Annotated in this window: 25 protein-coding genes, 1 pseudogene and 2 riboswitches; of the genes and pseudogenes, 11 read left to right on the plus strand and 15 right to left on the minus strand. The window is 35.6% G+C overall.

The genetic code is table 11. The features are described 5' to 3' along the window. Window positions 1-25: 25 nt before the first annotated feature. From phnX to GMB29_RS26385, 5 genes and pseudogenes are all read right to left on the minus strand, one after another. Entirely contained in the window at window positions 26-841 is an 816-nt protein-coding gene (gene phnX / locus GMB29_RS26370; protein WP_136356191.1) for a phosphonoacetaldehyde hydrolase, read from the minus strand. Beyond that, window positions 838-1932: a 2-aminoethylphosphonate--pyruvate transaminase gene (gene phnW / locus GMB29_RS26375; RefSeq protein ID WP_136356193.1), complete on the minus strand. Its 1095-nt coding sequence runs from the start codon at window positions 1930-1932 to the stop codon at window positions 838-840. The genes phnX and phnW overlap by 4 nt, the downstream gene beginning before the upstream one ends. A 15-nt stretch (window positions 1933-1947) precedes the next feature. Next, the gene (locus tag GMB29_RS27560) at window positions 1948-2943 is read right to left on the minus strand and encodes an extracellular solute-binding protein (RefSeq protein WP_211091264.1); all 996 of its coding nucleotides are present in this window, start codon (window positions 2941-2943) and stop codon (window positions 1948-1950) included. A gap of 51 nt (window positions 2944-2994) precedes the next feature. Next, window positions 2995-4599 (minus strand): annotated as a pseudogene (locus GMB29_RS27565) (ABC transporter permease subunit); the annotation flags it as partial. Further along, window positions 4592-5344, minus strand: a complete 753-nt coding sequence (locus GMB29_RS26385; RefSeq protein WP_136356197.1) for an ABC transporter ATP-binding protein — start codon at window positions 5342-5344, stop codon at window positions 4592-4594. The gene GMB29_RS26385 and the pseudogene GMB29_RS27565, both read right to left, overlap by 8 nt. A 249-nt stretch (window positions 5345-5593) precedes the next feature. Between GMB29_RS26385 and GMB29_RS26390 the strand changes: the two genes are divergently transcribed. The 4 genes from GMB29_RS26390 to GMB29_RS26405 all read left to right on the plus strand — a co-directional run bounded on the left by GMB29_RS26390 (window position 5594) and on the right by GMB29_RS26405 (window position 9361). Then, window positions 5594-6358, plus strand: coding sequence for a DeoR/GlpR family DNA-binding transcription regulator (locus GMB29_RS26390; RefSeq protein WP_136356199.1), 765 nt, complete (start codon window positions 5594-5596; stop codon window positions 6356-6358). A gap of 190 nt (window positions 6359-6548) precedes the next feature. Beyond that, a riboswitch (SAM riboswitch) is annotated at window positions 6549-6653 on the plus strand. 166 nt (window positions 6654-6819) lie between these two features. Then, window positions 6820-7833, plus strand: a complete 1014-nt coding sequence (locus GMB29_RS26395; RefSeq protein ID WP_136356201.1) for a methionine ABC transporter ATP-binding protein — start codon at window positions 6820-6822, stop codon at window positions 7831-7833. Continuing rightward, window positions 7823-8494 carry a methionine ABC transporter permease gene (locus GMB29_RS26400; RefSeq protein WP_136356203.1) on the plus strand — a complete coding sequence of 224 codons (672 nt, stop codon included), beginning with the start codon at window positions 7823-7825 and terminating at the stop codon, window positions 8492-8494. The genes GMB29_RS26395 and GMB29_RS26400 overlap by 11 nt, the downstream gene beginning before the upstream one ends. A gap of 24 nt (window positions 8495-8518) precedes the next feature. Further along, on the plus strand, window positions 8519-9361 hold the full coding sequence (locus tag GMB29_RS26405; RefSeq protein WP_136356205.1) for a MetQ/NlpA family ABC transporter substrate-binding protein: 843 nt from the start codon (window positions 8519-8521) through the stop codon (window positions 9359-9361). Window positions 9362-9496: 135 nt separating this feature from the next. On the opposite strand, the gene GMB29_RS26410 is transcribed toward GMB29_RS26405, so the two are convergent. The 4 genes from GMB29_RS26410 to GMB29_RS26425 all read right to left on the minus strand — a co-directional run bounded on the left by GMB29_RS26410 (window position 9497) and on the right by GMB29_RS26425 (window position 13481). Beyond that, on the minus strand, window positions 9497-9640 hold the full coding sequence (locus GMB29_RS26410; RefSeq protein WP_155443955.1) for a hypothetical protein: 144 nt from the start codon (window positions 9638-9640) through the stop codon (window positions 9497-9499). Window positions 9641-9672: 32 nt separating this feature from the next. Then, entirely contained in the window at window positions 9673-10464 is a 792-nt protein-coding gene (locus GMB29_RS26415; protein WP_136356207.1) for an SRPBCC domain-containing protein, read from the minus strand. 247 nt (window positions 10465-10711) lie between these two features. After that, window positions 10712-12766, minus strand: a complete 2055-nt coding sequence (locus tag GMB29_RS26420; protein ID WP_136356209.1) for a catalase — start codon at window positions 12764-12766, stop codon at window positions 10712-10714. Window positions 12767-12893: 127 nt separating this feature from the next. Next, window positions 12894-13481 (minus strand): NAD(P)H-dependent oxidoreductase, encoded by a 588-nt coding sequence (locus GMB29_RS26425; protein ID WP_136356211.1) that lies wholly within the window; start codon window positions 13479-13481, stop codon window positions 12894-12896. Window positions 13482-13601: 120 nt separating this feature from the next. Here GMB29_RS26425 and GMB29_RS26430 point away from each other — a divergent pair, with 120 nt between their 5' ends. Together GMB29_RS26430 and GMB29_RS26435 are read left to right on the plus strand one after the other, a co-directional pair. After that, entirely contained in the window at window positions 13602-14030 is a 429-nt protein-coding gene (locus GMB29_RS26430) for a MarR family winged helix-turn-helix transcriptional regulator (protein ID WP_136356213.1), read from the plus strand. 110 nt (window positions 14031-14140) lie between these two features. After that, window positions 14141-14317: a hypothetical protein gene (locus GMB29_RS26435; RefSeq protein WP_155443956.1), complete on the plus strand. Its 177-nt coding sequence runs from the start codon at window positions 14141-14143 to the stop codon at window positions 14315-14317. Between the two features lie 95 nt (window positions 14318-14412). Here the strand turns inward: GMB29_RS26435 and GMB29_RS26440 are convergent, their stop codons facing one another. The 6 genes from GMB29_RS26440 to GMB29_RS26465 all read right to left on the minus strand — a co-directional run bounded on the left by GMB29_RS26440 (window position 14413) and on the right by GMB29_RS26465 (window position 20595). Then, window positions 14413-15558 (minus strand): Ger(x)C family spore germination protein, encoded by a 1146-nt coding sequence (locus tag GMB29_RS26440; protein WP_136356215.1) that lies wholly within the window; start codon window positions 15556-15558, stop codon window positions 14413-14415. Continuing rightward, complete coding sequence (locus GMB29_RS26445) at window positions 15559-16974, minus strand: spore germination protein (RefSeq protein WP_227551437.1); 1416 nt, start codon at window positions 16972-16974, stop codon at window positions 15559-15561. Further along, entirely contained in the window at window positions 16971-18059 is a 1089-nt protein-coding gene (locus GMB29_RS26450) for a GerAB/ArcD/ProY family transporter (RefSeq protein WP_136356217.1), read from the minus strand. The genes GMB29_RS26445 and GMB29_RS26450 overlap by 4 nt, the downstream gene beginning before the upstream one ends. 149 nt (window positions 18060-18208) lie before the next feature. Continuing rightward, entirely contained in the window at window positions 18209-18943 is a 735-nt protein-coding gene (locus tag GMB29_RS26455; RefSeq protein WP_136356219.1) for an amino acid ABC transporter ATP-binding protein, read from the minus strand. Window positions 18944-18963: 20 nt separating this feature from the next. Beyond that, window positions 18964-19692, minus strand: coding sequence for an amino acid ABC transporter permease (locus tag GMB29_RS26460; protein WP_136356221.1), 729 nt, complete (start codon window positions 19690-19692; stop codon window positions 18964-18966). A gap of 66 nt (window positions 19693-19758) precedes the next feature. Next, window positions 19759-20595: a transporter substrate-binding domain-containing protein gene (locus GMB29_RS26465; protein WP_136356356.1), complete on the minus strand. Its 837-nt coding sequence runs from the start codon at window positions 20593-20595 to the stop codon at window positions 19759-19761. 102 nt (window positions 20596-20697) lie between these two features. Next, window positions 20698-20881, minus strand: a riboswitch (Lysine riboswitch). A 210-nt stretch (window positions 20882-21091) separates the two neighbouring features. Between GMB29_RS26465 and GMB29_RS26470 the strand changes: the two genes are divergently transcribed. The 5 genes from GMB29_RS26470 (at window position 21092) to GMB29_RS26490 (ending at window position 26893) form a co-directional block, all read left to right on the plus strand. Then, window positions 21092-21787, plus strand: coding sequence for a response regulator transcription factor (locus GMB29_RS26470; RefSeq protein WP_136356358.1), 696 nt, complete (start codon window positions 21092-21094; stop codon window positions 21785-21787). After that, complete coding sequence (locus tag GMB29_RS26475) at window positions 21780-22784, plus strand: sensor histidine kinase (RefSeq protein WP_136356223.1); 1005 nt, start codon at window positions 21780-21782, stop codon at window positions 22782-22784. The genes GMB29_RS26470 and GMB29_RS26475 overlap by 8 nt, the downstream gene beginning before the upstream one ends. Window positions 22785-22883: 99 nt before the next feature. Continuing rightward, on the plus strand, window positions 22884-23645 hold the full coding sequence (locus tag GMB29_RS26480; RefSeq protein ID WP_136356225.1) for an ABC transporter ATP-binding protein: 762 nt from the start codon (window positions 22884-22886) through the stop codon (window positions 23643-23645). Further along, complete coding sequence (locus GMB29_RS26485; protein WP_136356227.1) at window positions 23635-25575, plus strand: ABC transporter permease; 1941 nt, start codon at window positions 23635-23637, stop codon at window positions 25573-25575. Before GMB29_RS26480 ends, GMB29_RS26485 begins: the two co-directional genes overlap by 11 nt. 196 nt (window positions 25576-25771) lie before the next feature. Further along, window positions 25772-26893 (plus strand): NADH-dependent flavin oxidoreductase, encoded by a 1122-nt coding sequence (locus tag GMB29_RS26490; RefSeq protein ID WP_136356229.1) that lies wholly within the window; start codon window positions 25772-25774, stop codon window positions 26891-26893. Window positions 26894-26904: the final 11 nt, after the last annotated feature.

Genomic DNA, 26904 nt, shown 5'->3' on the forward strand with positions numbered 1-26904 from the left:
CTCTTTCATTGTTACTAGATTCTACTTATCTAGCATTAGGCCTTTTACCAACTGAAATATGCTGATTGATTTTCTCTATGAGCTTTGGCAGTTCACTCATTGATCGGATCGTAAAGTCTGCCCCATTTTGTCTAAATGAATTCTCTGTTTGTAAGATTGCTTTTTCTTGATCAGATTCTGATAGGGCATGAAATTCATCTAAACTTAATCCCATTTCAGAGCTCCCAATGATGACACCAACAGCCCAAACTCCTGCGTTTACCCCCTCTTTTATATCTGAAGGAGTATCCCCTACTTTCACTACCTTACATGAGGCTGATAAGCTTAGAGCTTCCATATTTCGGTAAATCATGTATGGATAAGGTCTTCCGAAAGAATTTGTATCATCAGCTGTAATATAATAATCTGGGCTGTAGCCTTTTTTCAACGCATTAGGAACGACGACATCCATCATCGTATTTGTGTATCCAGTTGTCGAACCAATCTTTAGCCCTTGTTTCCTCAAGGTTTCGACAGTCTCTATAACCTCTGGAATTGGATCTGTATACTCTGTTAATGATGCCAAAAGGGCAGGTTCAAATTCTGCATACAAATTCTCCACATCTTGCTCATTAAACGATCTTCCGAATTTTTCTTCCCATAATGCTGATACCCTTGGCATGGAAAGCATTGCACGAATATGATCAATTTTCAGCAATCCCATTGGAGCTCTTGCTTCTTCCATTGTCACGTCAATCCCTGCTTTTTTAAAAATATCAATAAATACATTTACCGGTGCAAAGCATCCAAAATCAACTGTTGTTCCCGCCCAATCAAATATCACACCTTCAATTTTATTCATTTTGTCACCACTCCTATATATTCTTCAATAATCGCACATAATTGTTGTATATCTTGTTCATAGATTTCACCAATATTTCCGATTCGGAAAGTATCAACATCCGTCAGTTTACCTGGATAAATGACATAACCCCGCTCTTTGACGAATGTATAAAAGTCATCAAAGCTAAAATGATTATTTGGAAAAAGAAATGTTGTTATAATTGGCGATTGTTTTTCTGCAGAAATATACGGATGTATCCCTAATTTCCCAAGTCTTTCTCTTAAAAGACGATTATTGCTTTGATAGCGAGCAAACCTTGCTGATATCCCGCCTTCATCAACTAATTCATCAATTGCCTTGGAAAAGGCAGCCACTACATGTGTTGGTGAGGTATAGCGCCATTTTCCTTCCTTGTCCATTTCCTTCCATTGATCAAATAAATCTAGTGATAAGCTACGCGCATTTCCTTCACATGCTTTTAGCTTATCTAGTTTAGCAATGACAAACCCAAACCCAGGTACACCTTGAATGCATTTATTTGCACTGCTTATTAAATAGTCAATTTCCAGTCCCGGGATATCAATTTCTATACCGCCAAAACTGCTCATTGCATCTATGATTAATGTTTTTCCATATTCCTTTGAAAGCTTTGCTATCATGTCGATTGGATTTAAAATGCCTGTTGTTGTTTCACAGTGAACCATAACAATATGAGTAATTTCTTGATCTTCTTTTAGGATACTGCTTAATTCAGCATCATTTGGATATTCATTATAAGCGACGCTATATTCTCTAAAATTTAACCCGATATATTGAGCCATTTTGACTACACGCTCACCATAAGCACCATTTGTGATTATAAGAGCTTTATCATTTGTTGAAATAGCAGTTGTCATGACAGATTCAACAGCGAACGTCCCGCTTCCTTGCATAAGCACAACCGTATACTCTTCTTCCGATGTACCGGCTAATTCAAGAAGCTGAGACCTAATTTTTTGAGTGATATTTTTATAGTCCTGATCCCATGTACAACGGTCAAATAGCATTTCCTCTTTCACTGTACTTGTTGTTGTTAATGGACCTGGCGTTAATAGTTTATAGTTATACATATTTCTAACCTCCTTTTATTTTGCTGAGTTGAAAAATTGTTGATGTTTTTCTAATAGTTCCACTGTTAATGGCTGATCAAATTTCATGAAATGTGCGGGTTTGTTAATAGAAGAAACTGTTTCACCATTATAGAGAGCAACCGGATAGTATGTTAATAAGTCTTTTCTAGCATTGTTTATGATGACCTCTGCCATTTCCATTGCTAGCTTCGTCGTTGCTTCATCATCTTTATCTACAACGGCAATTGACTCAGTGAGTGAAAAATTCCCTTCAACAGGATCGATAAAATCAATTGGTTGACCTGACTCTTTTGCTGCTACAGCTTGATGTCGGAGACCAAAGCCTGCAGCTACTTCCCCAGCTTGTACTTTCTTTATAGGACCCGAACCTGAACTTTCTAAATGCGGGCCGCTATTTGCAATTAAATCATGAAGAACCGTTTTCCCTTCTTCTTCTCCATATTGACTAATTATTGCTTGAATCATTAACCAGCCTGTCGAAGAATCTAGTATATTTGGGATCGACACGAGGTCTTTGTATTCCGGTTTTGTTAAATCCTTTAGCGATGTTGGCATGGCTAAACCCTTTTCTTTGATTACTTCTGTGTTGACAAAGATAGACCCTGTAATTGCTAAAATTGGTGTATAGTATGATGGATATTGTTCAAATGCATTTGTTTCAAAAGTTAAGTCTTTAAACATAGCATGTTTTTGTTGAGCACTATCGATAAAATAAGAACTCATTGTAACTAAATCAGCCTCAATTTGTTCTCCTTCAGCCATAAGCTTTCCGCCTAATTCAGAAGTACCTAAAGATTGAAGAACATACTTTCCTTCATATCCGGCATTTTTTAAGGCTGTTTCCATTGCTGTAATTGCTTCCTCATCACCATTTGTTCCAATTACAACCTTTTTTGCTTCATCTACTTTTTGAGTATTACACGCTACCAATGCAACTACTGTTAATCCTATTGCAAACAGAGTCAGCAACATTCTCTTCATGTTTTTCATCGTAAAATTCCCTCGCTTCTTGTCCTTCATTATGGATGATGTATTCATCGTTGTTCTTCTTTGCAAATAATCACAAAGTAACTTAATCAATAAATTTGTAAAAAAGATGAGTAAAGATAAAACAAATATTTCATTAAATTTAGCAAAATGCTGCAGCTCTTTAATTTTGCTCGCTACTAATGAGGTTTGCGCTGAAACTAAAAAGATAATTCCACTAATCGTAACCATCGCATTGATAAAATAGTAGCTAAACATCTCAATTACCGTTGATGCTGAGTTCGGTAAAATAACCCGAAAGATGGTCTTGAACCAGCTGTCACCTAATAACTCTCCAGTCGTTTCCCATGTTGGGTTCATTTTTGATAAGGAGTTTTTCGCCATTAAATATGGTGTAGTAAAGAAGTGAATGATATTACAGAGCACGATAATGGCGAAAGTTCCCTTAAAACTGCTCCCATTAAAAAGCAGTAAATACGACAAGCCTAATACCATACCTGGTACAGTATTTGTTATCATTGAAATACTATCGATGGTTGCTTTTCCTTTAATAGGTGTACGGACATTTATAATTGCTGAGCAATAGGCGACTACCGTACCAATAACAGCAGTTAATATAGCAACGACTATCGAGTTTTTATAAACAGCTGTTAAATCACTTGATTGAAAAACTTCAATAAAATGCTTTAAAGTAAAGGATGGATCATATGGAAAACTCGTTAAAAATGGTGCGATAAACATAACGGCAAAAACTGAAAACATTCCTAATAGAATAATAGATGAGATGATTCCTAAGAACGTATCTCTAAGTTTATGCTGAACTAACTCGGTATCTGTAAACTTGTCATAATGGAAATTAAACTTTTCAAGATAGTTTAAAAGAAAAACACCAAACACTGCAGGTAATAGCATTAACACTGCTATGACAGCTCCGTTATTAAAGTCAGGTATTGAACCAAGCATCACTTGATAGAGATGTGTTGCAACAACATAATATGTCCCACCAACAGAGGCAGGAATACCAAAATCAGTAAAGCTTAAGATAAAGGCAAGGACAAAGGCTCCGCCCAATGTGCCCCATAATGGACGAACGATTGTGTTCATAAAACTTCTAAAGGTCGAATCACCCATAAGTTTTGAAACGATAATATATTTTTTATCAATATATTTAAATGAATTATGAATTAGTAAAAACGCTGCAGGTAATGTATAAATCACATAACCTATTAATAATCCGTTAAATCCATAGATCTCAAATAGATTTCGCCCAACTAGCTTTGTCATTAATCCTTGATTCCCAAAAGAATACATAATTGCAAATCCATACGTGATTGTCGGGAGCAGCATCGGGATCATAATACCTATTTTTATTGCACTTTTTAATGGCCGATACATTCTCGAGCAATTAATAGAATAAGCAAGAATAAAGGCTAAAATTGTCGTAATAATAGCGGTAATGCTAGAAATTTTAATACTATTAACAATTGACTCTAACAGTTCTCGATTAGAAAGGGTTGATAGATAATTTGAGAAACTGTAACCATCACTTGTTTCGAACGAACGAATAAACAAAGAAACAAGCGGTAATAAGAGAAAGATGGCGAACAACACTACGATTGGGATAAAAATGACACGCATTCCCGGCTTAACTTTAGTCATTTTCTTCACCAAATAAGTTATAAATATTTTGTTTCTTAATATGTAATTGTTTAAGAATAAATTCTTTCACAAAGTCATTACTTGGTTTATTAATAATTTCTTGAGGTGTTCCAAATTGCGAAATTTCTCCTTGATTAATGATTAATATTTTATCTGACAACGTTAATGCTTCTTCAGGATCATGTGTGACAATAATGGTTGTAAGCTTATATTCTCTGGCAATTAGTTTAATCCGCTCTTTAATCGATTCCTTAATAACGCCGTCCAATGCACTTAAGGGCTCGTCCAATAATAATATTTTCGGTTTCATGACCAATGTTCTTGCAAGTGCAACCCTTTGTTTCTGGCCGCCGGATAATTCTCCTATTTTCTTTGTTAAATGAGGTTTTAACTCCAAAAATTCAATATACTCATTAAGCTCTTCCTCTGTAACTAAACCCTTCTTATTTTTTAAACCATAAACAATATTTTGGTAGGCATTTAAATTTGGAAAAAGCGCATAATCCTGAAAAACAATATTAAATCCTCTATTCTTCATTTCTACTTGACTCATATCGATATCATTAAAAATGATTTTTCCAGTATTCATCGTTGTTAATCCCAAGATTATATTTAATAGGGTTGTTTTTCCACTCCCACTTTGACCAAGGAGTGAAACGATTTCTCCCGTGTTAATTTCTAAACTGATATCATTTAAAACAACTTTGCTATCGAATTGTTTGCTTATATTCTGTAATTTCAGCAAACGGCTCACCTCCTTGAACACACCCTTAGTATAAAAGGGAAATGTAAATAAAAATAAAGATTTATGTAAATGAAGTGTAAATTTTGCATATATTATCAATAACTTATACATAAATTTTGACTATATTAACTCAAATTTATCAACATGTTACCTGTAACTACTTTAAAAATCTTGAATATATTATGAGTTATCAGTACACTTAAATTAATTAATGAAGGCAAAAAACGATAACTTTGAATGGGTGATTATATGTTTCCACTTGAAAGACAAAAGAAGATCCTTGAGCTGCTAATGATTAAAAAAGTCATTAAGATAACAGAGTTAACAGAGGAACTAGAGGTTTCTGTCGATACGCTTCGCAGAGATTTAAACCTTCTTACAGAACAAGGGAAAATCGAGAAAATCTATGGCGGGGTTAAACTAGTAGAATCAACATTCGGAGAATCCTCTATAGATGAACGCATGATTAGTCACTTAAAGGAAAAAGAAATGATCGCACAAAAATGCAGTGAATTTATCAATGATGGCGATTGTATTTATATTGATAGCGGGTCAACAACCTATCAAATTGCCAAATATATTAAAAATAAAAAGAATTTAACAGTCGTGACAAATTCAATTCCTGTTGTAAACGAACTCCTAAATAGTGATGTGGAACTAGTCATCATTGGCGGGAAAGTAAGAAAAAACGAAAAGTCTGTCGTTACTTACGAATACTTATTTAATTTTAGTGAATTGAATATATTAAAAGCCTTTATTTGCGCAAGTGGTATTACGATTGAAAAGGGAATTTCTGATTATAATTTAGAGGAAGCCATTACAAGAAAAAAAATGATCGAGTTATCAAAAGAAATTTTCGTAGCCGCAGATAGTACTAAATTTGGGAAAGATGTTACAATCGGCATTGCTTCCCTTGATAAGATTGATTACATGATTACAGACCATAACTTACCTACTCATTTTGTTAATCAATTCAAAAAAACTAGTACAAATCTTATTATTTCACAAAATTAAACATTTTTATAAAAACCCTATATCAGAATAGTCTACACTAGAGACATGTTCATGATGGTAACATTTCATTTCCTTTATTTTCTAGATATTAACCAATTGGGTGTTATTGTCCAATAGATATAAAATCATTTTATAGATTGACAGAACTTAACTATATTAGTATATTAGATACTATTAATTTACAAATTTAATCTTATCCAGAGAGACTGAGGGACTAGGCCCGATGACGTCCGGCAACCCCCTATTTGGGAAGGTGCCAATTCCTGCAGAATGGTTTCATTCTGAAAGATAAGCCAAGATACAGTTTCTGTTTCGATGCTCCTTTCAGATGAAGGAGTATTTTTTTTGTGTCTAGGAACGGGGACAGAATTCGCTTTATTTAAGCATACCTTCCAAATAGACTAGATTTGCTAACCTTAGGTGAAATTTGGATGTAGAAAAACATAAAAGGAGGTCATTACATGATTAAAATTCGCAATCTTTCGAAAGTATATAAAACTAAAAATGGTCAGGTAACTGGTGTGGATAACGTGTCACTGACAATTCAAAAGGGCGATATTTTTGGAATCGTCGGCTATTCCGGTGCAGGAAAAAGCTCCCTGCTTCGCTGTATCAATCTTTTGGAACGGCCTACTTCCGGAAATGTCACCGTAAATGGCACAGATCTCACCTCATTAAAAAGTAAAAATTTACGGATAGCACGGTTAAAAATCGGCATGATTTTCCAACACTTTTATTTAATTAGCCAAAAAACTGTGTTTGAGAACATTGAATTTGCCTTAAAAGCAGCGAAAATACCTTCCAAAGACATGAATGACCGTGTTGAAGCCTTACTTGATATGGTTGGTCTTGCTGATAAACGTGATGTATTTCCTTCACAATTGAGTGGAGGGCAAAAACAGCGCGTCGGCATTGCACGTGCACTTGCCAATAATCCTAGTGTCCTTTTATGTGATGAAGCCACTTCAGCCTTAGACCCGACCACAACAAAATCAATTTTAAATCTATTAAAAAAAATTAACAAAGAATTAAACATTACGATCGTTTTGATAACTCATGAAATGGATGTTGTAAAGGAAATTTGCAATCGCATGGCTATCATGCAAGATGGTAGAGTGATTGAAGAAGGTCCAGTATATGATATCTTCGCAAATCCACAGGAAGAACTCACGAAGGAGTTTATCGAAAGTGTTGTTTCATATGATTTGCCTGCTGCGATTTTTAAAAAGTGCGAAGGAACAATTATTAAAGTAACATTCAAAGGAGAGATTGCTGGAGAAGGCATCATCTCCGATACTCTCCAGCTATATAACGTAAAAGGCAACTTCCTGCACGGTTCAATTGACTATATACAGGAGGCGCCGCTTGGTATTTTTCTTATGGAATTAAAAGGAACAAGTGAAGAAATCAGCAAAGCCATACAATTTATTGAAAATCGTTCAGCCCTAGTGGAGGTGTTACGTTATGGGATTTGATATGAATCATCTTATTGAACTGATTCCAGATATAAATCTAGCATTTCTGCAAACTATTTATATGATTGCAATTTCCTTAGTCATCTCAACTGTTATTGGGTTACCGATTGGTGTCCTTTTATATGTCACAGACAAGGGCCTATTCCTGCAAAATACTTGGATCAATTCCATCATCGGTTTCTTAGTTAATATGGTGCGATCAATTCCGTTTATTATTTTACTTGTTGCATTAATACCATTAACTAATTTCCTCGTCAAAACAACGATTGGACCAACAGCAGCAAGTGTCTCACTTTCTGTCGCAGCCATCCCATTTTTCGCCCGCATTGTCGAAACGGCATTACGAGAAATTGATAAAGGTGTTGTTGAAGCAGCAATCGCAGCAGGTGCTACACCATGGATGATCATTAAAGATGTTCTTTTACTTGAAGCAAGATCTGGAATTATTTCTGCTATTACATTAACACTTATTAGTTTAGTAGGATTTTCAGCAATGGCTGGTGTTGTCGGCGGCGGCGGAATTGGTGATTTGGCCATTCGTTTTGGTTATTACCGCTATGATAATACCATTATGATCGCAACAGTCGTTATTTTAATTATATTAGTTCAGTTAATTCAGCTAATTGGTGATAAAATCGCCAAAGCTGTTAATAAAAAATAAACATCAGAAAGAAGGAATACTCACATGAAGAAATGGGTTAGTTCATTTATTCTATTATTCGCCTTAACAGCTCTTGCAGCATGCGGGAATACCGAAAGTAAACAAAGTAGTGATAGCAAAGAGAGCACAGAGTCAAAAGAAATTAAAATCGGAGCTACTGCTGGTCCTTACAGTGATATGGTTTCAAAAGCCATTATTCCTGGGTTGGAAGAAAAAGGATATAAAGTAGGGTTAGTCGAATTTAGTGATTATATTCAGCCTAATAAATCGTTGAACAATGGCGATATTCAAGCAAATCTATTTCAAAACTCGACATATCTAGAAAACTTCTCAACATCAAACAAGATGGATTTAACACCTTTAATTATTGTTCCAACAGCACCAATGGGGATCTTCTCAAACACATATAAATCTCTTGATGAAGTAAAAGATGGAGCAACTGTTTCACTACCGAATGATCCAACAAATGGAGCAAGAGCTTTCAATACATTGCAAGATGAAGGATTCATTAAAATTGATGAAAATGCAGACCCTGCAACAGTATCTGAAAAAGATATCATTGAAAACAAGAAAAACTTGAAATTTAAGCCGCTCGAAGCTGGACAGCTCCCTCGTTCTGTTGACAGTGTTGATTTAGCAGCTGTTCCTGGTAACTTCGCAATTGCTGCTAACATGGATTTACTTGACGCAATCGCTCTTGAAAATATGGCTGATCATTACCGTAATGTTGTTGCTGTAAAAACAGACAATAAAGATGCTCAATTTGCAAAAGACATAAAAGCAATCGTGGAGTCAGAAGAGTTTGAAAAAATTATCGATGAGGAATTTAAAGGATTCGGTAAACCTGAATGGATGGAAAACCGTTAAAAACCTTTAGAAATTTTCGGTATCCTCAGATTTTTTATTGCGCATAAAATAGCAGAAGCTGTCCTATTAGGACAGCTTCTTTCTTGATTTACTAACTAGATTAAGATTGGAAAGCAATTTTCTTATGTGTTTCCTTTAGCCAGCTAATGAATTGCAATCTGTCATGGACTTCAGCATGTCGATGTGATCTTTAATAGTATGATGCCACATTTTCGCTTCCACAACAGATGGATCTTCATTTTGTACAGTAAAACCGCAATTGCATGTTAATTCTTTCATTTTAATCTCTCACTTTAGGTTATCTGTTTTTATTACTTCGCTTGTTCTACGTAGTTTTTAAGCAATGTTCCGAGTAGATGCTTCCATCCTTCAGAATGCTCTTGTTCCCAGTTCTCTTCAATAACGCCTGATGCTGTATGGGAAAGCTGAAGCAACGTTGCCCCTTCCTTCTCCAGAAGACGATACACATACGAGCTGTTAACTGCTCCCTGCATTCCTAAATGTCCATGAAGGCGGATTTCTTCTGGGGCGTTCACATAGTAAACATTGCCCCACACCGCTCCTTCATGTTCCCCCCATTTTTCAATAAATTGTCCGCCTGGAACGGGTTCAAACGAAAAGTGTGAGGATACCCCTTTTGGTGCTAAACGAAATTCCCACCAATCACCAGCTTGTTCGGTTAATGCTTTAAATACTTGTTCGCGCGGAGCAGCGATTAAAACTTCTTGTTCAATACGGAAAGCACGGCTTTGTTCTTGGTCTGTTGTTGTCATCATTAAATCTCCTTTTTTTTCAACTACTGCTTGCAAGTTAAGCAGTGTGTTGGCAGTTGATTGCATGTATTTTCCTACCCAGCGGTTATGCATTTCTTGGAGTGGAACCGCGTTAAGAAAGTTTCGCCTATACTTTCCTTCACGTCTAACCACTACTAAATTCCCTTCCTCCAAGATCGTCAAATGCTTCATAATGGCATATCTTGTCACTTCAGGAAAATATTCATTTAGTTCACCTGTCGTCTTTGCTGACTGTTTAAGAATATCTAAAATCCTTCTGCGAATTGGGTGTCCTAATGCTTTAAATAATGTAGAAAGTTCGTCTTCCATACCAACGATCCTTTCGTAAAGATATCTGTAATTATAACATGTTACTTTTTAGTCACATGTTACGTGTGACCTTATAGTAACATGTTGATAAACGAAGGTCAAGACATGAGATCTATCATAATTTTTCCAGTACTAAATGTAGATATACTGAATCATCGCATTTTATTTTTGCCCGTTTCTTTAAATGAAAAAGTAGAGAAATCCTCTTACTTTATGGACCCCTCTACTTAAATGTTTTATAAACGTTTTATTTAACCAACTGACGATTCCAGTGACGATGAGCAGAAATAGCCTGTCCAAAATTTTGAGCAAATACACTCATGTCTTGATCTTCAATGACAACTCCAGGACTGTTTGCCATCACTTCCTCCTGCAGCCAGTTTTTACCTTCAAAAGTTGCTCCAATTGCTTTGTAATGTGAGAATGCTTCCTGAATAAAATAGGCAGCTTCTTCTTTAAATTTTTGACTTACACCTTTTCCACCTGCAGCATAAATCGCATCAAAAAGCACCGAATCGCACGTTAAGAATGTATGATCAACTTTTAGTTCTGTACCATCAAAAGCTTTTTGATTTCCAAGCTTATCACTAATAACTTCAACTTGAATGCCTTCAGCTATTAAAGCATTGCAAACATTCAACACGTCTTCCCCTTTAAAATCGGTACCGATAATGACTCCAACTTTACGAGTATTCGGTAATTTCTTTGTATTTAACTGGCTTAGCGCCGGAGAAGATTTCGTTACCTGTGATCCTCCCTTTTGAGGCGGCATAGCACCAATTGCTAATGCAAATGCGGTCGCTAACTCTACACTAACATTTGCAAACATATCAACTACTTGCTGCTGTACAGATTTGCTTTTTACTTTTCCAAGCTCAAAACTAAACGCGTCAATGATATGTTCTTTCTCAGGTTCGCTCATACTATTCCAAAACATCGCAGCTTGAGAGAAATGATCTTTAAAGCTTTCGCTTCGACTTTGGACCTTACGCCCTTCTACTTTTTCCTGATAATGTACATATCCGCCTTCATCTTCACTAACAGGAGCTGGTGTATTAGATGCGAGTGAATTCTTATGGTAGCTTACCTGTCCAACATTAATTGTTTGACGTCCAAAGCCATCACGCTGATTGTTATGGAATGGACAAACAGGTCGGTTTATTGGCAGCTCATGAAAGTTCGGTCCGCCAAGACGAAGCAATTGTGTATCTGTATATGAAAATAACCGTCCTTGCAGCAATGGATCATTCGTAAAATCAATTCCAGGTACCACATGACCCGGATGGAATGCTACTTGCTCTGTTTCTGCAAACACATTATCAACGTTACGATTTAATGTCATTTTGCCAATTATTTTTACAGGTACATCCTCCTCAGGCCATAATTTGGTCGGATCAAGCACATCAAAATCAAATGAAAATTCATCCTCTTCAGCAATCAGCTGTACTCCCAATTCATATTCTGGGAAAAGTCCTCCTTCAATTGATTCCCATAAATCGCGGCGGTGAAAATCCGGATCCTTTCCAGCAATTTTTTGTGCTTCATCCCACACGAGAGAATGAACACCTAAAACAGGCTTCCAGTGAAACTTTACAAAATGGGCTTTCCCTTCTTCGTTGACTAAGCGAAATGTATGGACACCGAATCCTTCCATCATTCGAAAGCTTCGCGGAATGGCACGATCAGACAAATGCCACATGACCATATGTGCTGATTCTTGATTGTTTGCGACAAAGTCCCAGAACGTATCATGTGCACTAGCAGCTTGTGGAATCTCATTATGAGGCTCTGGTTTGACAGCATGAATTAAATCGGGGAATTTGATTGCATCCTGAATAAAAAATACAGGGATGTTATTCCCAACTAAATCATAATTCCCTTCCTCTGTATAAAACTTTGTCGCGAAACCGCGTACATCTCTCACCGTTTCAGCTGATCCGCGTGATCCTGCTACTGTAGAAAATCGGACAAAAACAGGCGTTTTTACTGATGGATCTTGTAAAAACTTTGCTTTTGTATACTTTTTCATTGATTCATATACTTCAAATTCACCGTGTGCTGCAAAGCCGCGCGCATGGACGATCCGCTCTGGAATTCGCTCATGGTCAAAATGAGTCATTTTTTCACGAAAATGAAAATCCTCCATTAACGTCGGGCCACGTTCTCCTGCTTTTAAAGAAAACTCATCTTCCGATACCTTAAGCCCTTGATTTGTCGTCAATTTTTCCCCTTCATCCCTCACTCGGAACTGTTCCAATTGCTCATTTTTGCTATTTTCATTCATTTTCCCTTTATTATTCATAGAAACGCTCCTCCCCATAGGCACTTTATATGTAAAGACATTACATTTATTTCCTACCCGCCAATTAGGAGAAGCAAACGGGAATTTTGGTAGAATTCTATTTTAAATTGGTAGTTTCATAGAGTAACTATAGATCAATCTTTTTGAAATATTGGTAAATTTTACTTAACTTTTTTTCATGATTTCCCTTTGGACTTTCCATGAAACCAAATTCAAAAAATTTCACTTTTTTGATACCTACATACTTAAATAGCGCTTTTTTCATGAGTATTTTATGAGCGTTGTTTAAGTAAAAAAGCGGATATTTTGTAGGACCTTTCATAGTGGAAATACAAACAACAGACTTATTCTTTAAAAGGCCTTCCGATAAAAGTCCGCCATTCTCTTTATAAGCAAAGTTTGAAGAAAATAATTGGTCTATATACCCTAAGAGCATTGCTGGAGGCCTTCCCCACCAAATTGGATAAACAAAAACAAGCTTATCTGCCCAACTAATTTGTTTACGGTACTTTTCCAGATCAGGATCAAGATGCATATTCCTTCTTCGTTTATTCTCATTAAATATTAGGAGAGGATTAAATTTTTCTTCATATAAATCTACTATTTGCAGTTCTTTGATATTGGGGTTTTCAGAAGCTCCTTTAACGACTTTCTGTAAAAATGCATAACTTAAGCTTTTATGATTAGGATGCGTAAAAATAACCAATATTTTCATCCCTTCACCTCATTTACTTATCATTTGATAATAAAATTGTAAAACTAATCATTTTAGTTGTCAAATGATAATTGTTTTGTGATAACTTTTTTGTTATCTTGTCTTTTAGAGGTGATGATCGTGGACAAAAAAGAATTATTTCATAATCTAATCGAATTTATAGCTTCTGTTCATCGTGTAAAACATGAAATAACAAAACATGTAAAAATTGAGGAGGTTACACCCGTTCAATATAGCATTCTTGAATATATCACTGTTAATCAGCCTGTAACGCCCAGCCAAATTAGCGATTGCCAGCATATGTCTATGCCTAATACAAGTCGTGAGCTAAAAAAATTAGTTGAAAATAAGTTAATTGAAAAAATCGGAGATACCGAAGATCGCCGAAAACAGTATATACAACTCTCAACTCATGGAGAAATCATGATGAATGATGCATTTAACAGGATAGAGTCTCGTTTTTTAAGTCGAATTCAAAATGCTTCTAAAGGAGAATTAGAGGAGATTAACCGTGCTATTGATTTACTTCAGACAAAACTATTCTATTAATAATAGAAAAATCAAAACCGATTTTGAATAAACCAAGATGGTATCCCCAAAAAACTACCACTCAGAAATTACATGAAATTGTTCCACGTGGAAAAATGGAGTTTATAGTAATGAGAATGATCTATTATCATACATTAGGCACGTATAATGAAGTAGAAGAAGATGGTTCAATCCATCAAACCTTTCGTATCTGCTTTATCATAAGAAAGCATATTGAGCAAATGGGAGAGGCAGATGGTAAAGAGGGTGATTATTGGGATACCTGGCTGAGAGTCCAATCGATATAGTTAAGAAGAATGATCATTTAATTATTCTTAATTGATCATTCTTAACAGAGGTGCCTTTACATGCAGAAAATTCCATCGGCATGCGAACCAGCTCCTTATTTAATAAGGGGATTAATCCCAGAATTGATTTTATTAATACTTTTTAATGGTCTCACACTTACGTGAATATCTTCTTTTTCTAGAGTTGGAAACTCCTGATTTTCATGAAGTTTTTTCCAATCATTATGCATATAGCGATATATATAGTCCTCAAATTGAAAAATGTCCCCTCCCATCTCTTTACTTTTCATATATGCCTCATATGCTTTATTTTTGATCTCTTTTTCAAGCTGTTTCTTCATTTTTTTGGAGAGAATATTTTCGCTTGATTCTCTAATAATCGCTGACACTTTTATATGTAGACCGATTACTATATCATTTTCGTTTTTTTTCATGATTCTTTTAAGCTTTGGTTTTAATAGTTCTATTTGAACATGTTCTTCTTTCCTATCATTTAGAACTAAAGTCGTTCGATCTGATTCGTTATTTACGTGAATAAAACCGGTAAGGTCATTATTCGTTAAGAGACCCTTCATTTCTTCATCTTTGATCATAAATGCACCATTAAAAGTGGTGACGGGAATGTTTTCCATATCTTTCTTCATGATCTCTTCGTTAATCGAAATATTTGGTAATAATATCGTCTTTGTATGTTCATTAAATTGATAAATAAGCTCTTGTAATGAAACAGGAGGAATGGAAGAATATTGTTCCTGCATATATTCAGGCTGACTCATTCGAGATACTGTGAAAGGGTAATTAAAAGGAACTTTTGTTGTAAAAATTTCGTTTATTGGTTTTTCCGTACCATAAGCTAAACCTGTTAATCGGATGTTGAAATTTGTATCTAAACCTTGTAAGGTTTTATCTAATTTATTTTCTAATAATGACTTCCCAAAAACAAATACACTGATTTGGTCATAGTTAACTGGAATTTGTATTCCTTGATAAATCTTTGTAAAAGCATCTTCAACAGTTTCTCCTTTTCCCTCTCCTAACCATACCTGGCCAGGCTGGTCACTTTTCCCCTGTTCTGTTTTCGCAACATTTGAAAAATCTAAGAATTGTAAGGTGACGTGATATTCATTATCTTTATAGTCAATTCCAAGCCCGACAGCATAAGCTTCATATTGAATTTCTTCAATATTCGTACAACCACAAAGGAATATACTAATAAATGTCATGAAAACTAGCTTTCTCATTTATTCACCCGATCTCGTACCATCTTTTATGAACAAAGATGCATTTCTTTTTTTCGAGAATAAAAAAGGGAAACGGAAGAAACTAAACAAAATATCCTTTCCATCTTGGGAAGTTATTTCAGCTAATAAAGGAATTCCAAAAGACTTTAATTTTGATATATAGAGGAAAACGAACAGAAGACTTAAGAAAAATCCATATATCCCTAAGAAATAACTGAATAAAAGAACAAACACTCTTACGTAGAAAAGGTTGCCTGATAAGGATTGGTTAACAAGCGTAAAGCTGGAAATGGCTGTTATCCCAATCACGACAAGCATTGTTGGAGAGGTAATGCCTCCTCTTATAGCAGCATCACCTATGATCAACCCTCCAAGAACGGCAACAGTTTGACCAATCCCTTTAGGCAAGCGGGCACCCCCTTCTTTAAACAACTCAAACATGACGAGCATAATAAGACCTTCTATTAATGGTGAAAATGGCAGGCCTGATCTGGAAACACTAATGGTCGCTATAAATGGAAGTGGTAACTGTCCTACATTATGTGTGATTAAAGCTGTATAAAAACCCGGCAGAAATGTTGTCGTAAATAACCCTAAAAAACGCAGCGATCTTTCTAAGGAGGCAAAATAAAAGCTTGTATTATCATCCTCAGGAGTTTTAAACAATAATGAAAGATCTACTGGTGCAATTAAAACAGTTGGTGCTCCATCAACGACAATGGCAAATCTCCCCTGGTTGATAGACTGTGTGACGAAATCTGCTCTACCTGAATAGTCTATTAAGGGAATAAGCGAAAATTTGTTATCGATCAAGTACTCCATTAACATAGAAGAGCTTGTTAAAATATCTACATCTAAACGATTAAGTCTGCCCTGAATATCTTTTAAGATATTCTCGTTAAGTATATCTTTAATATAAAGAAGGGATACTTTAGTATTTGTTCTTTTCCCAATTGTATAATCTTCAATAACTAATGATGAGGTACGTAATCTCCTCCTGATTAACCCAATATTAGTTGTAATATCTTCGACAAATCCATCCTTCGGGCCACGAATCGAAACTTCTGCAACAGACTCATCCGGCTGTCTCGATGGGAATTTACTAATATTATAAAAATAAAGATGCTCTCCGAAAGGAACTACCATTAGCTTCCCAGATAAAACAGCCTCTTCAATTTTTTCTGAAGTCATTGATTCTTTCAGATGAGTTTCCATTTGAATGGAATTATAAAGTGAGTTCGTTCTCATATCGGTTCCTGGAATGGATAATGCTTGGATCAGACTAGCATCCGTTAAAGAATCGCAATACACAAATAAGAATCTTTCATCATTTATATTTTCTGTTTTTACTTTAATATCCGTTGATTGGTTGAAAAGCTGCTGAAGCATGTCAACGGAAAAAATCTGCTCATTCACGAACCACTCACCTCTTTATTCCATTTTTGTTTATGTTTCGATAAGTATATAGCTATCATCGTTATTTGCAGGATTATTAACAGAAATGATATCGGTCTAAAATAACCAAAGATCACGATTGTCATAAGGCTTTGATCAACAGGAATGATACAGCTAACAAACAAAATGATATAAATGATTCTGATTATTTTTTTTCTGTGTTTTCCTTTTGCTAAAATCCGGCTTGAAATGTAAACAAACAAGCTGATTCTAATTGCACCACCTGAAAGCCATTGAAAAATGGCAAGAAAATCAGTATGGGAAAAATATCTGCCAATAGACATTAAACGCCATTGTTCATAAGCAGGATAGCGATAGGTAGCTGCCTGTTGAGGACCAAATTCTACAATTGCCCCGATTGTTGGTCCGATCATTAAGCCTATAATAATGATTCCAACAATGTATAATTGCTTTCGTGTCACAGCCTTTTTTAAAACAGGCGTCAAAAAAATTATGATAAATAACTCCAAGATCGGTAATGCCGTATAGATAAGCCCCTGTGCTATTGGTAAGAAACCATCTGAAAACAGCGGAAAAAGCAGTTCATAATTTTTTTTCTTCATATTGGCAAAAGAAATAAAAAATCCTAAAAATATCACGAATGGACAAAGAAGACTGCTTAAAATTCCAATTGAAAACAATCCCGCTTCCGTACAGATTAAACAGAAAATAAGCAGGGTGATTGCTAAGATGAAACTGTTAAAGCCTTGCATATAGCTTAATTGTGACCAATATATAATATCTTTTGCTGTAATAAAGGCATTAATCAGCATATACAAAACTATGGGAAAAAGCAGTATGTAATAAAACAAAGAGTTTCCTTGATTTCTTATAAGGTGAATGATCGACCGTCTGTTTATCATTTTTATAATCTTATAAAGCACTAATATCCATAAAGGAAGGATAAGTATATTTAATAATATACTTATCCACGCATCTCTTTTAACAAGAGATAATATTCCAGGAATGATTTCGACATGTGCAAATAGACCGACAGAAAGTAAAATCACATACATGACCGAGATAAATCTTATTGTGTTCTGCATTTTCTATGTTCCTTTTTCCCCTAGTATTTTCCGGTTCATCAAAAATATTCTTTCTACTAGAGGTAGAAATGGGCTTGTAATGGAACACAAAGAGCAAATTCTTAACATAAAAAAGCTCCAGATCAATGATGATCTGAAGCTTTTTACAATTATTTTAATGTTCGTTTTAAAAATTCCCTCGTACGTTCCTGTGTAGGATGATTGAAAATTTGCTCAGGACTTCCTTCTTCCGCAATAACTCCCTTATCCATAAAGACAACACGATCAGATACTTCCTTCGCAAATTCCATTTCATGTGTGACGATCAACATCGTTAGCCCTGTTTTAGCAAGCTCCTTCATAACTTTAAGAACTTCGCCAACCATCTCTGGGTCAAGTGCTGAAGTTGGTTCATCAAATAACATCACATCAGGTTCCATTGAAAGGGCACGGGCTATTGCTACACGTTGTTTTTGACCGCCTGATAATTGTCTTGGTTTGGCGTTCATGTATTTATCCATCCCAACGACTTTCAAATATTTCATTGCCACTTTCTCGGCCTCTTCCTTAGAACGCTTCAACACTTTTACTTGACCTACAACACAATTTCCAAGGACATTATGATTGTTAAATAAGTTAAATTGCTGAAAGACCATCCCTAAATGCTGACGATATGAGTTGATATCATGCTTATCGTCTAAAATATTTTCACCATTATAGATAATTTGACCGCCGCTTGGTTTTTCTAGCAAATTAATACAACGAAGAAGAGTCGATTTACCAGATCCAGAGGAACCGATGATAGTGACTACTTCTCCTTTATTTACCGTGAAATCAATATCTTTTAAAACTTCATGAGTTCCATAGGATTTACTTAAATGTTGTACTTCAATTACTTTTTCCATAGTCTCTCCTCCTTCTTCTGTTATTTTTCAGCATCATGTACATTCATTGTGTAGTTATCAGGACCATCTAATTTCTTTTCGATATAACGTAATATTCTTGTAACTGCAAACGTCATAATAAAATAAATCACACATGCTACAAAGAATGATTCGAAATATCTAAAGTTATTACCTGCAATTGATTTTGTTTGGAAATATAATTCGGTTACCGAAATAACGTTAAGAACAGAGGTATCTTTAATATTAATGACAAACTGATTACCTGTTGCCGGAAGAATATTACGAACCACTTGCGGCAATACGACATTCATCATTGTTTGTAGATGATTCATTCCTAACGCATGTGCTGCTTCAAATTGGCCTTTATCAATCGATACAACACCACCGCGAACAATCTCAGCCATATAAGCTCCTGTATTAATCGACACGATAAAGATTGCTGCAGCTAACGGATCCATATCGATCCCATACGCTAAAGCTGAGCCATAAAAAATAACCATCGCTTGCACAATCATCGGTGTTCCGCGGAAAAATTCAATATAAATCGAAAGAATGACATTAATCACTTTTAATAAAATCTTTTTTGCACCTTTTTCAGGCATTGGAATCGTACGAATAACTCCCGCCAGCAATCCGATGACCGCTCCAAAAATAGTACCTATTAATGCAATTAAAAGTGTTACTCCTGCTCCACGCAGGAACATCGGCCAGTTTTCTGTAATAATTTTTATGATCCACTCAAATGTCATGGTTCTCCTCCTTTACTTCATCATAAAACCGACTGTAAGAAGTTACAGCCGGTTTTAACTTGATCCTTATTCTGCTGCTGGTTGATTTTTAATCGCCGCATCCATGATACTAGTACGTTCTTCCTCTGAAATACCTGCTAAAATTTCATTGATTTTTTCTGTCAATTCACTGTCCTTTGCAACACCTACAGCAATTGCTGTATCATCATCAGATGTTTCAAATCCTTTAGTAAATTCAACCATTGCAAAATTTTCGTTAGCAGCTGATGCACTAACAGCTTCAGGTCGCTCTGAAACGTAACCATCAATGACTCCTGATTCAAGAGCCACCCTCATTGCTGGGAAGTTATCCATAGCTGGCTCTTTCGCGACACCTTCAATTTGATCAATGACTGAATAATGGAATGTATTTAATTGAGCTGTTACTTTAGCTCCTTTGAAATCTTGGATTGAAGTAGCACCATCATACTTGCTGCCTTTTTTAACGACCATAACTAAATCTGATTTATAATAGTTGTCTGAGAAATCGATTGTTTCTTTTCGTTCAGCTGTCGGCGACATGCCTGCGATAATCGCATCGATTTTACCTGAAGTTAAAGCCGGAACAAGTCCGTCCCATTCTGTTTTTACAATCACTAATTCTTTTCCTAAACCATCAGCAATTTTTTTAGCGATCTCAACATCATAACCGCCAGCATATTCTGCATTGCCATCAATTTTAACAGCACCATTTTCATCACCTGTTTGCGTCCAGTTAAATGGTGCATATCCAGCCTCAAGACCAACCTTGAATGTATTATCGTCTTTAGATGAAGATTCTGGACTGCTGCTTGTGCCACATCCTGCTAATAGGATAATAGCTGAAAGTAATGTGACGATAAAAAATGGTAATTTTCTTCTCATCATTATCTTCTCCCCCTGTTTTCTGGTTTTAACTAAATAAAAAACGGCCTGAGATAAACTCAGGCCGTATGTATAGTCACCTTAAAGTCCTCTTCTTTCCCCAAATGAGATAGCACAACTCAATAAACCGGGATGTTTATTGAGACAGTCCTGCAGCTCTTAACTACAGACCCAGCTAGTAATACTGAGAATATTACCCGCTTCGGCGACATTTCCTTCTCCATAGCATCATCGTTTTCTCTAAACTCCACTACAGACTGTTAAATACCGCGCCTCTACCTCACTGTAAAAAGTGAGGTTACTATTAAATTATATGTCTATTATCCTACAATAACATATGCAATCTGTCAACACAGCTTTAAATAGGTAAATTTTAGTATATGGTTTTCATAAAGAGTCACTAACCTTCCTTATATTTACAAAATTACCTATAGAACATAGAATCTTTTTGCTATACTCTTTAAATAAGACATACAAGTAAAGTGTGGTGAATCGATTGTTTAAACTATTGCTAATTGAAGATGATGAAACACTATTTCAAGAAATTAAGGATCGATTGACTGGGTGGTCTTATGATGTTTATGGAATTAACGATTTTAGTAAAGTAATTCAAGAGTTTACTGCCATAAAGCCAGATCTAGTCATTATAGATATTCAATTGCCGAAATTTGATGGATTTCATTGGTGCCGAATGATTCGAACACACTCAAACGTTCCAATTATTTTCTTATCCTCGCGTGATCATCCGACTGATATGGTGATGTCTATGCAGCTTGGAGCTGATGATTTTATCCAAAAGCCATTCCATTTTGATGTACTCATTGCAAAAATACAAGCTATTCTTCGGCGAGTATACAATTACAACACTGAACCTATATCCCTCAAAACATGGAGCGGGGCAACGGTTGATTATGAAAAAAATGTGGTAACTAATGACGCAGGCTCAATCGAATTAACAAAAAATGAAGTTTTCATATTAAAAATACTAATCGAACATAAAAATAAGATCGTAAGCCGTGAAGAATTAATAAGAAGCTTATGGGATGACGAACGGTTTGTAAGTGATAATACCTTAACCGTCAATGTTAATCGATTGCGGAAAAAACTAGAAGAACTCGGGTTGGGGCGTTATATTGAAACAAAAATTGGACAGGGTTATATTGCAATTGAAGAGGAAGATGCAAATGGTTAAAACATTCTTAATGGAAAGGCGAAGCTGGATTCTTTTCTTTTTATTCCAGCAGTTGATTATCCTCTTTATCGCTTATATAGATACAACGATCCCATTCCAGTCTGTAGTCTATTTGATTTTCATATGCATGATCGTGTTTAGTCTTTTTTTGTTTATCCGTTACAACAAAGAAACTAAGTTTTATAAAAGATTAGAAGAATGGGAAGATCATCTAGATTTAACAAGCTTAAATGAATCGGATAGTCCCTTTGAAAAGATAATTGAAAAACGGATCACTGACCAAACAAAACAATTGAAACTTATTGTTTCACAAAATCGAATGATTGTTGAGCATGAAAAAGATGAACTTTTATCTTGGATTCATGAGGTAAAGACACCTTTGACAGCGATGCATTTAATGATAGAAAGATTAGATGACTATGCATTAAAATCACAACTAACCTATGAATGGCTGCGTATCCACCTGCTATTAGATCAGCACCTCCATCAAAAACGGATTACCTTTATTGAAAATGACTTATATTTAGAGATGCTTCCTATTAAAGCCATCATCACAAAAGAGCTTAAAACGTTACAAACATGGTGTATTCAAAAAGGGGTTGGCTTTGATATACAGCTTGAGGTAACCGAGGTACTTAGTGATGCAAAATGGCTGGCTTTTATTATAAGACAGCTATTATCTAATGCGGTAAAATATAGTGATTCAGGCGATATCATCATTCGAAGCTATAAGCATGATGATCAAACGATTTTAGAAATTCAAGACTTTGGCAGGGGCATTGATTCTAAGGATTTACCGCGAATTTTTGAAAAAGGCTTTACATCCACAACGAAACATGATGACAATGCGTCTACAGGTATGGGCTTATATTTATCAAAAAAAGCGGCAAAACCATTATTAATATCGATAAATGTTTACTCCATAATCGGTGAAGGTACAACCTTTGCTTTGCTCTTTCCAAAAAGAAATGATTTCGTGAATATAATCGGCATGTGACATGAATGTCACATGCTTTTCTTTTTTGTTCGAACAATCAAAGGAAAGCATGACATTGATTTTTTATAATGAAACTACCAAATGAAGGGAGTTATCTGCATGCTTATATTAGAAGCAACTAAAATTCATAAAAGCTATGGGAATAAATTCAATAAACAAGAGGTATTAAAAGGAATTGACATTCGAATTCATAAAGGTGAATTTGTTAGCATCATGGGAGCATCTGGTTCAGGTAAAACAACGCTTCTCAATGTTTTATCATCTATTGATAAGGTCAGCCATGGAACAATTAAAATAAATGAAAATGAAATGACAAAAATGAAGGAGAAGCAGCTTGCTGAATTCCGTAAAGAACATTTAGGATTTATCTTTCAAGAATATAATTTATTAGACACGTTAACAGTGAAAGAAAACATTCTTTTACCACTATCCATTACGAAAACACCTAGAAAAGAAGCAAATGAAAAATTTCAGGAAGTGGCAACTGAACTTGGAATATATGAATTAAAAGATAAGTATCCAAATGAAATTTCCGGCGGTCAAAAACAGCGGACATCCGCTGCGAGAGCATTTATTCATGAGCCAAGTATTATTTTTGCTGACGAACCAACTGGTGCACTTGATTCAAAATCGGCTTCCGATCTATTAAATAAATTAAGCGACTTAAACGAAAAACGAAAAGCAACCATTATTATGGTTACTCACGATCCTGTCGCTGCAAGCTATTGCAGCAGAGTCATTTTTATAAAAGATGGGCAAATCTATTCACAGCTAAATAAAGGTGATCAAGAAAGACAAAACTTCTTTAAAGACATTATGAAAACTCAAGGCGTGTTAGGCGGCGTGCAATATGAACATTAACCAGCTCATCATCCGCAACCTGAAAAAGAATCTAAAAAATTATTACCTTTACGTCTTTGCCTTAATCTTTAGTGTTGCCCTATATTTCGCCTTTGTCACATTGCAATACGACCCATCAATGGACGCAGCAGAAGGATCAATAAAAGGAGCTGCTGCCATTCGAACGGCATCAGTTTTACTAGTTGCGATTGTTTCGATCTTCCTTTTATATGCAAATACCATTTTTATTAAAAGACGCAGTAAAGAAATTGGCTTATTTCAATTAATAGGGATGACAAAAAATAAAATCTTTCGCATCTTAAGTGCTGAGAATTTAATTCTCTATTTTGGTTCTTTATTGATTGGAATATTTGTTGGGTTTTCTGTGTCAAAAATCATCATTATGATCTTATTTAAGACGACTGGCGTCAAGGCAATTGCGACCTTGCAGTTTTCAAATCAAGCGCTTATCCAAACACTTATTGTTTTTTTCATCATCTACCTTTTTATCATGATGATGAATTATCTATTTATTAAAAGACAGAGTATTTTATCGCTGTTTCGAGTGACTTCTTCAACAGAAGGAAATGTAAAGAAAATGTCGATCTTTCAAATGATAATCGGCATAGTTGGAATGATATTCATTATTTCCGGCTACTATGTTTCATCAAAACTATTTGATGGAGACTTTACTTCAATGACCGAACTATTCGCTGCCATGATCTTTATTCTTGGCTCTGTCATCATTGGGACATATCTGTTTTACAAGGGATCTGTCAGTTTTCTAGCAAATATGATTCGAAAAAGTAAAGACGGATATTTAACGATTAATGAGGTATTATCCCTTTCTTCGATTATGTTTCGTATGAAATCGAATGCCTTGCTATTAACGATTATTACAACCGTATCTGCCCTTGCCATTGGTTTATTATCGTTAAGCTATATCTCCTATTACTCAGCAGAAAAATCTGCCGAAAATAATGTACCAGCTCATTTTGCGATGACAAATCCAGGCGATGCAGAAGCATTCACAAAGACATTAGAAGATCATTCTATTAACTATGAGAAGAAAGTGATTGAAGTCATTCAAGCTGATATTGATGTCGAACAAATATTGGATGCAAACCTCAATGAGTTAAACGTGGATCCTCATATGATGACGATGCCGGTTATTAGTGATAAAGCTGTTGAAAACATTGATCTTTCGAAAGATGAGAGTGTTTTTACGGGGTACGATGATCTGCTTCAAAAATTTATGACCTTAAAGGACTCTGGAACGATTGAAGTAAAAGGCAAAAATGAAGTGATTCCGCTGATTTATCTAGGTCTAAGAAAAGATCACCTCATTTCCTATGATTTTACAAGCGGCGGGCTTCCGACTGCTATTGTTGACGAAAGTATATTTAACCGTTTAAAGAAGGATATTAATCCGGAAATTCAAAAGGGATCTACTATTTATATTGGGATAAACATTCAGGACGAAGAAAAGGTAACTGCAGCAAATGACCTTTTTCATGACGGAAAATTCACCAATAACCATAACTCCCGCCTTGACATGAGTAACAACCAAAAAATGAATATGGGACTTATCATGTTCATCGTTGGATTCTTAGGACTAACGTTTCTCATCACTTCGGGATGTATTCTCTATTTCAAACAAATGGATGAGAGCGAAGATGAAAAAGCAAATTATACAATTTTAAGGAAACTTGGCTTCACACGCGGCGACCTTCTAAAAGGCATTCAGTTAAAACAGCTCTATAGCTTCGGTATTCCATTAGTTGTCGGTCTCCTTCATAGCTATTTTGCCGTTCAATCAGGCTGGTTTTTATTCGGAACAGAGGTTTGGACACCAATGGTCATTGTTATGGTACTTTACACTGCACTCTACTCCATATTCGGTTTCCTTTCTGTTCTGTATTATAAAAAAGTCATTAAAGAAGCACTATAATAAAGCAAAAGCTCCAAAAGAATTGGAGCTTTTTTTCGTCTTCTTCAACTATAATCCTGTTTATTCCTTTCTGTAAATTGTCCATTTTTTCTACCGACAGTAATTTGTTAATAAAGTTCATCCTCTCTGATAAGCATAAAAGTGTACAAAGCTTATCTGAATTTAATACGATATCGATAAAAGGAGGAAATACAACATGATTAATAATGAAGCAAATTTACTATCTCCATTTACGTTTGCAAATGGAGTCCAATTAAAAAATCGAATTGTTATGGCACCAATGACAAACTTCTCATCTCATCCTGATGGAACAGTAACTGAGGCTGAAGTAAATTATTACGCTCGCCGCTCTAAAGGTGTCAGCATGGTAATTACCGCTTGTACATATGTCACGCCAAACGGAAAAGGTTTCCATGGTGAATTTGCTGGAGATCGAGATGAAATGATCCCAAGCTTAAGACAATTGGCAAAGGGAATTAAGGACCAAGGAGCTAAAGCAGTTCTACAAATATTTCATGGCGGAAGAATGTGTCCACCAGAATTAGTACCAAATGGTGAAATTGTAAGTGCAAGTGATATACCTGCAGAAAACCAGGATGTAAAACCTAGAGCATTAACAGAAGTAGAGGCTGAAGAGATTATTCAAGCCTTTGGAGAAACAACACGACGTGCGATTGAAGCGGGCTACGATGGAGTTGAAATCCATGGTGCAAACGGATATTTAATCCAACAATTCTTTTCACCACATTCCAATCGCCGTGAAGATCGATTTGGAGGCAGTATTGAAAAACGAATGACTTTCCCTTTAGCAATAGTAGATACAGTCATGAGCGTCGTGAAAGAACATGCTAAAACTCCATTTATTGTAGGTTATCGTTTTTCACCTGAAGAGCCTGAAACACCTGGAATTACGATGGCAGATACATTAACTTTAGTAGATGCTTTAGCAAATAAAGGCTTGGATTATCTACATGTTTCATTATCTGAGTTCTTTTCAAAACCTAGAAGAGGTGTAGATGATGTAAATAAATCCCGAATCGACTACTTACTTGAAACAATTAATAATCGTGTTCCTCTTATAGGCGTAGGATCTATTTACACGGCTGAGGATGCCCGCAAAGCATTTGCGACCGGAGTCCCTTTACTTGCAATAGGAAGAGAGCTTATTATTGACCCAGATTGGGTTCAAAAAGTAGCAGAAGGAAGAGAAGACGAAATTGTGACCAAGATTGATAAAGATAAGCAGGAACAATTGGTCGTACCTGATCCATTATGGAAGGCTATTATCCATTCCCCAGGCTGGTTCCCAGGTATTTAACGGTTACCTGA

The organism is Metabacillus sediminilitoris, from assembly GCF_009720625.1.
Classification (GTDB): domain Bacteria; phylum Bacillota; class Bacilli; order Bacillales; family Bacillaceae; genus Metabacillus; species Metabacillus sediminilitoris.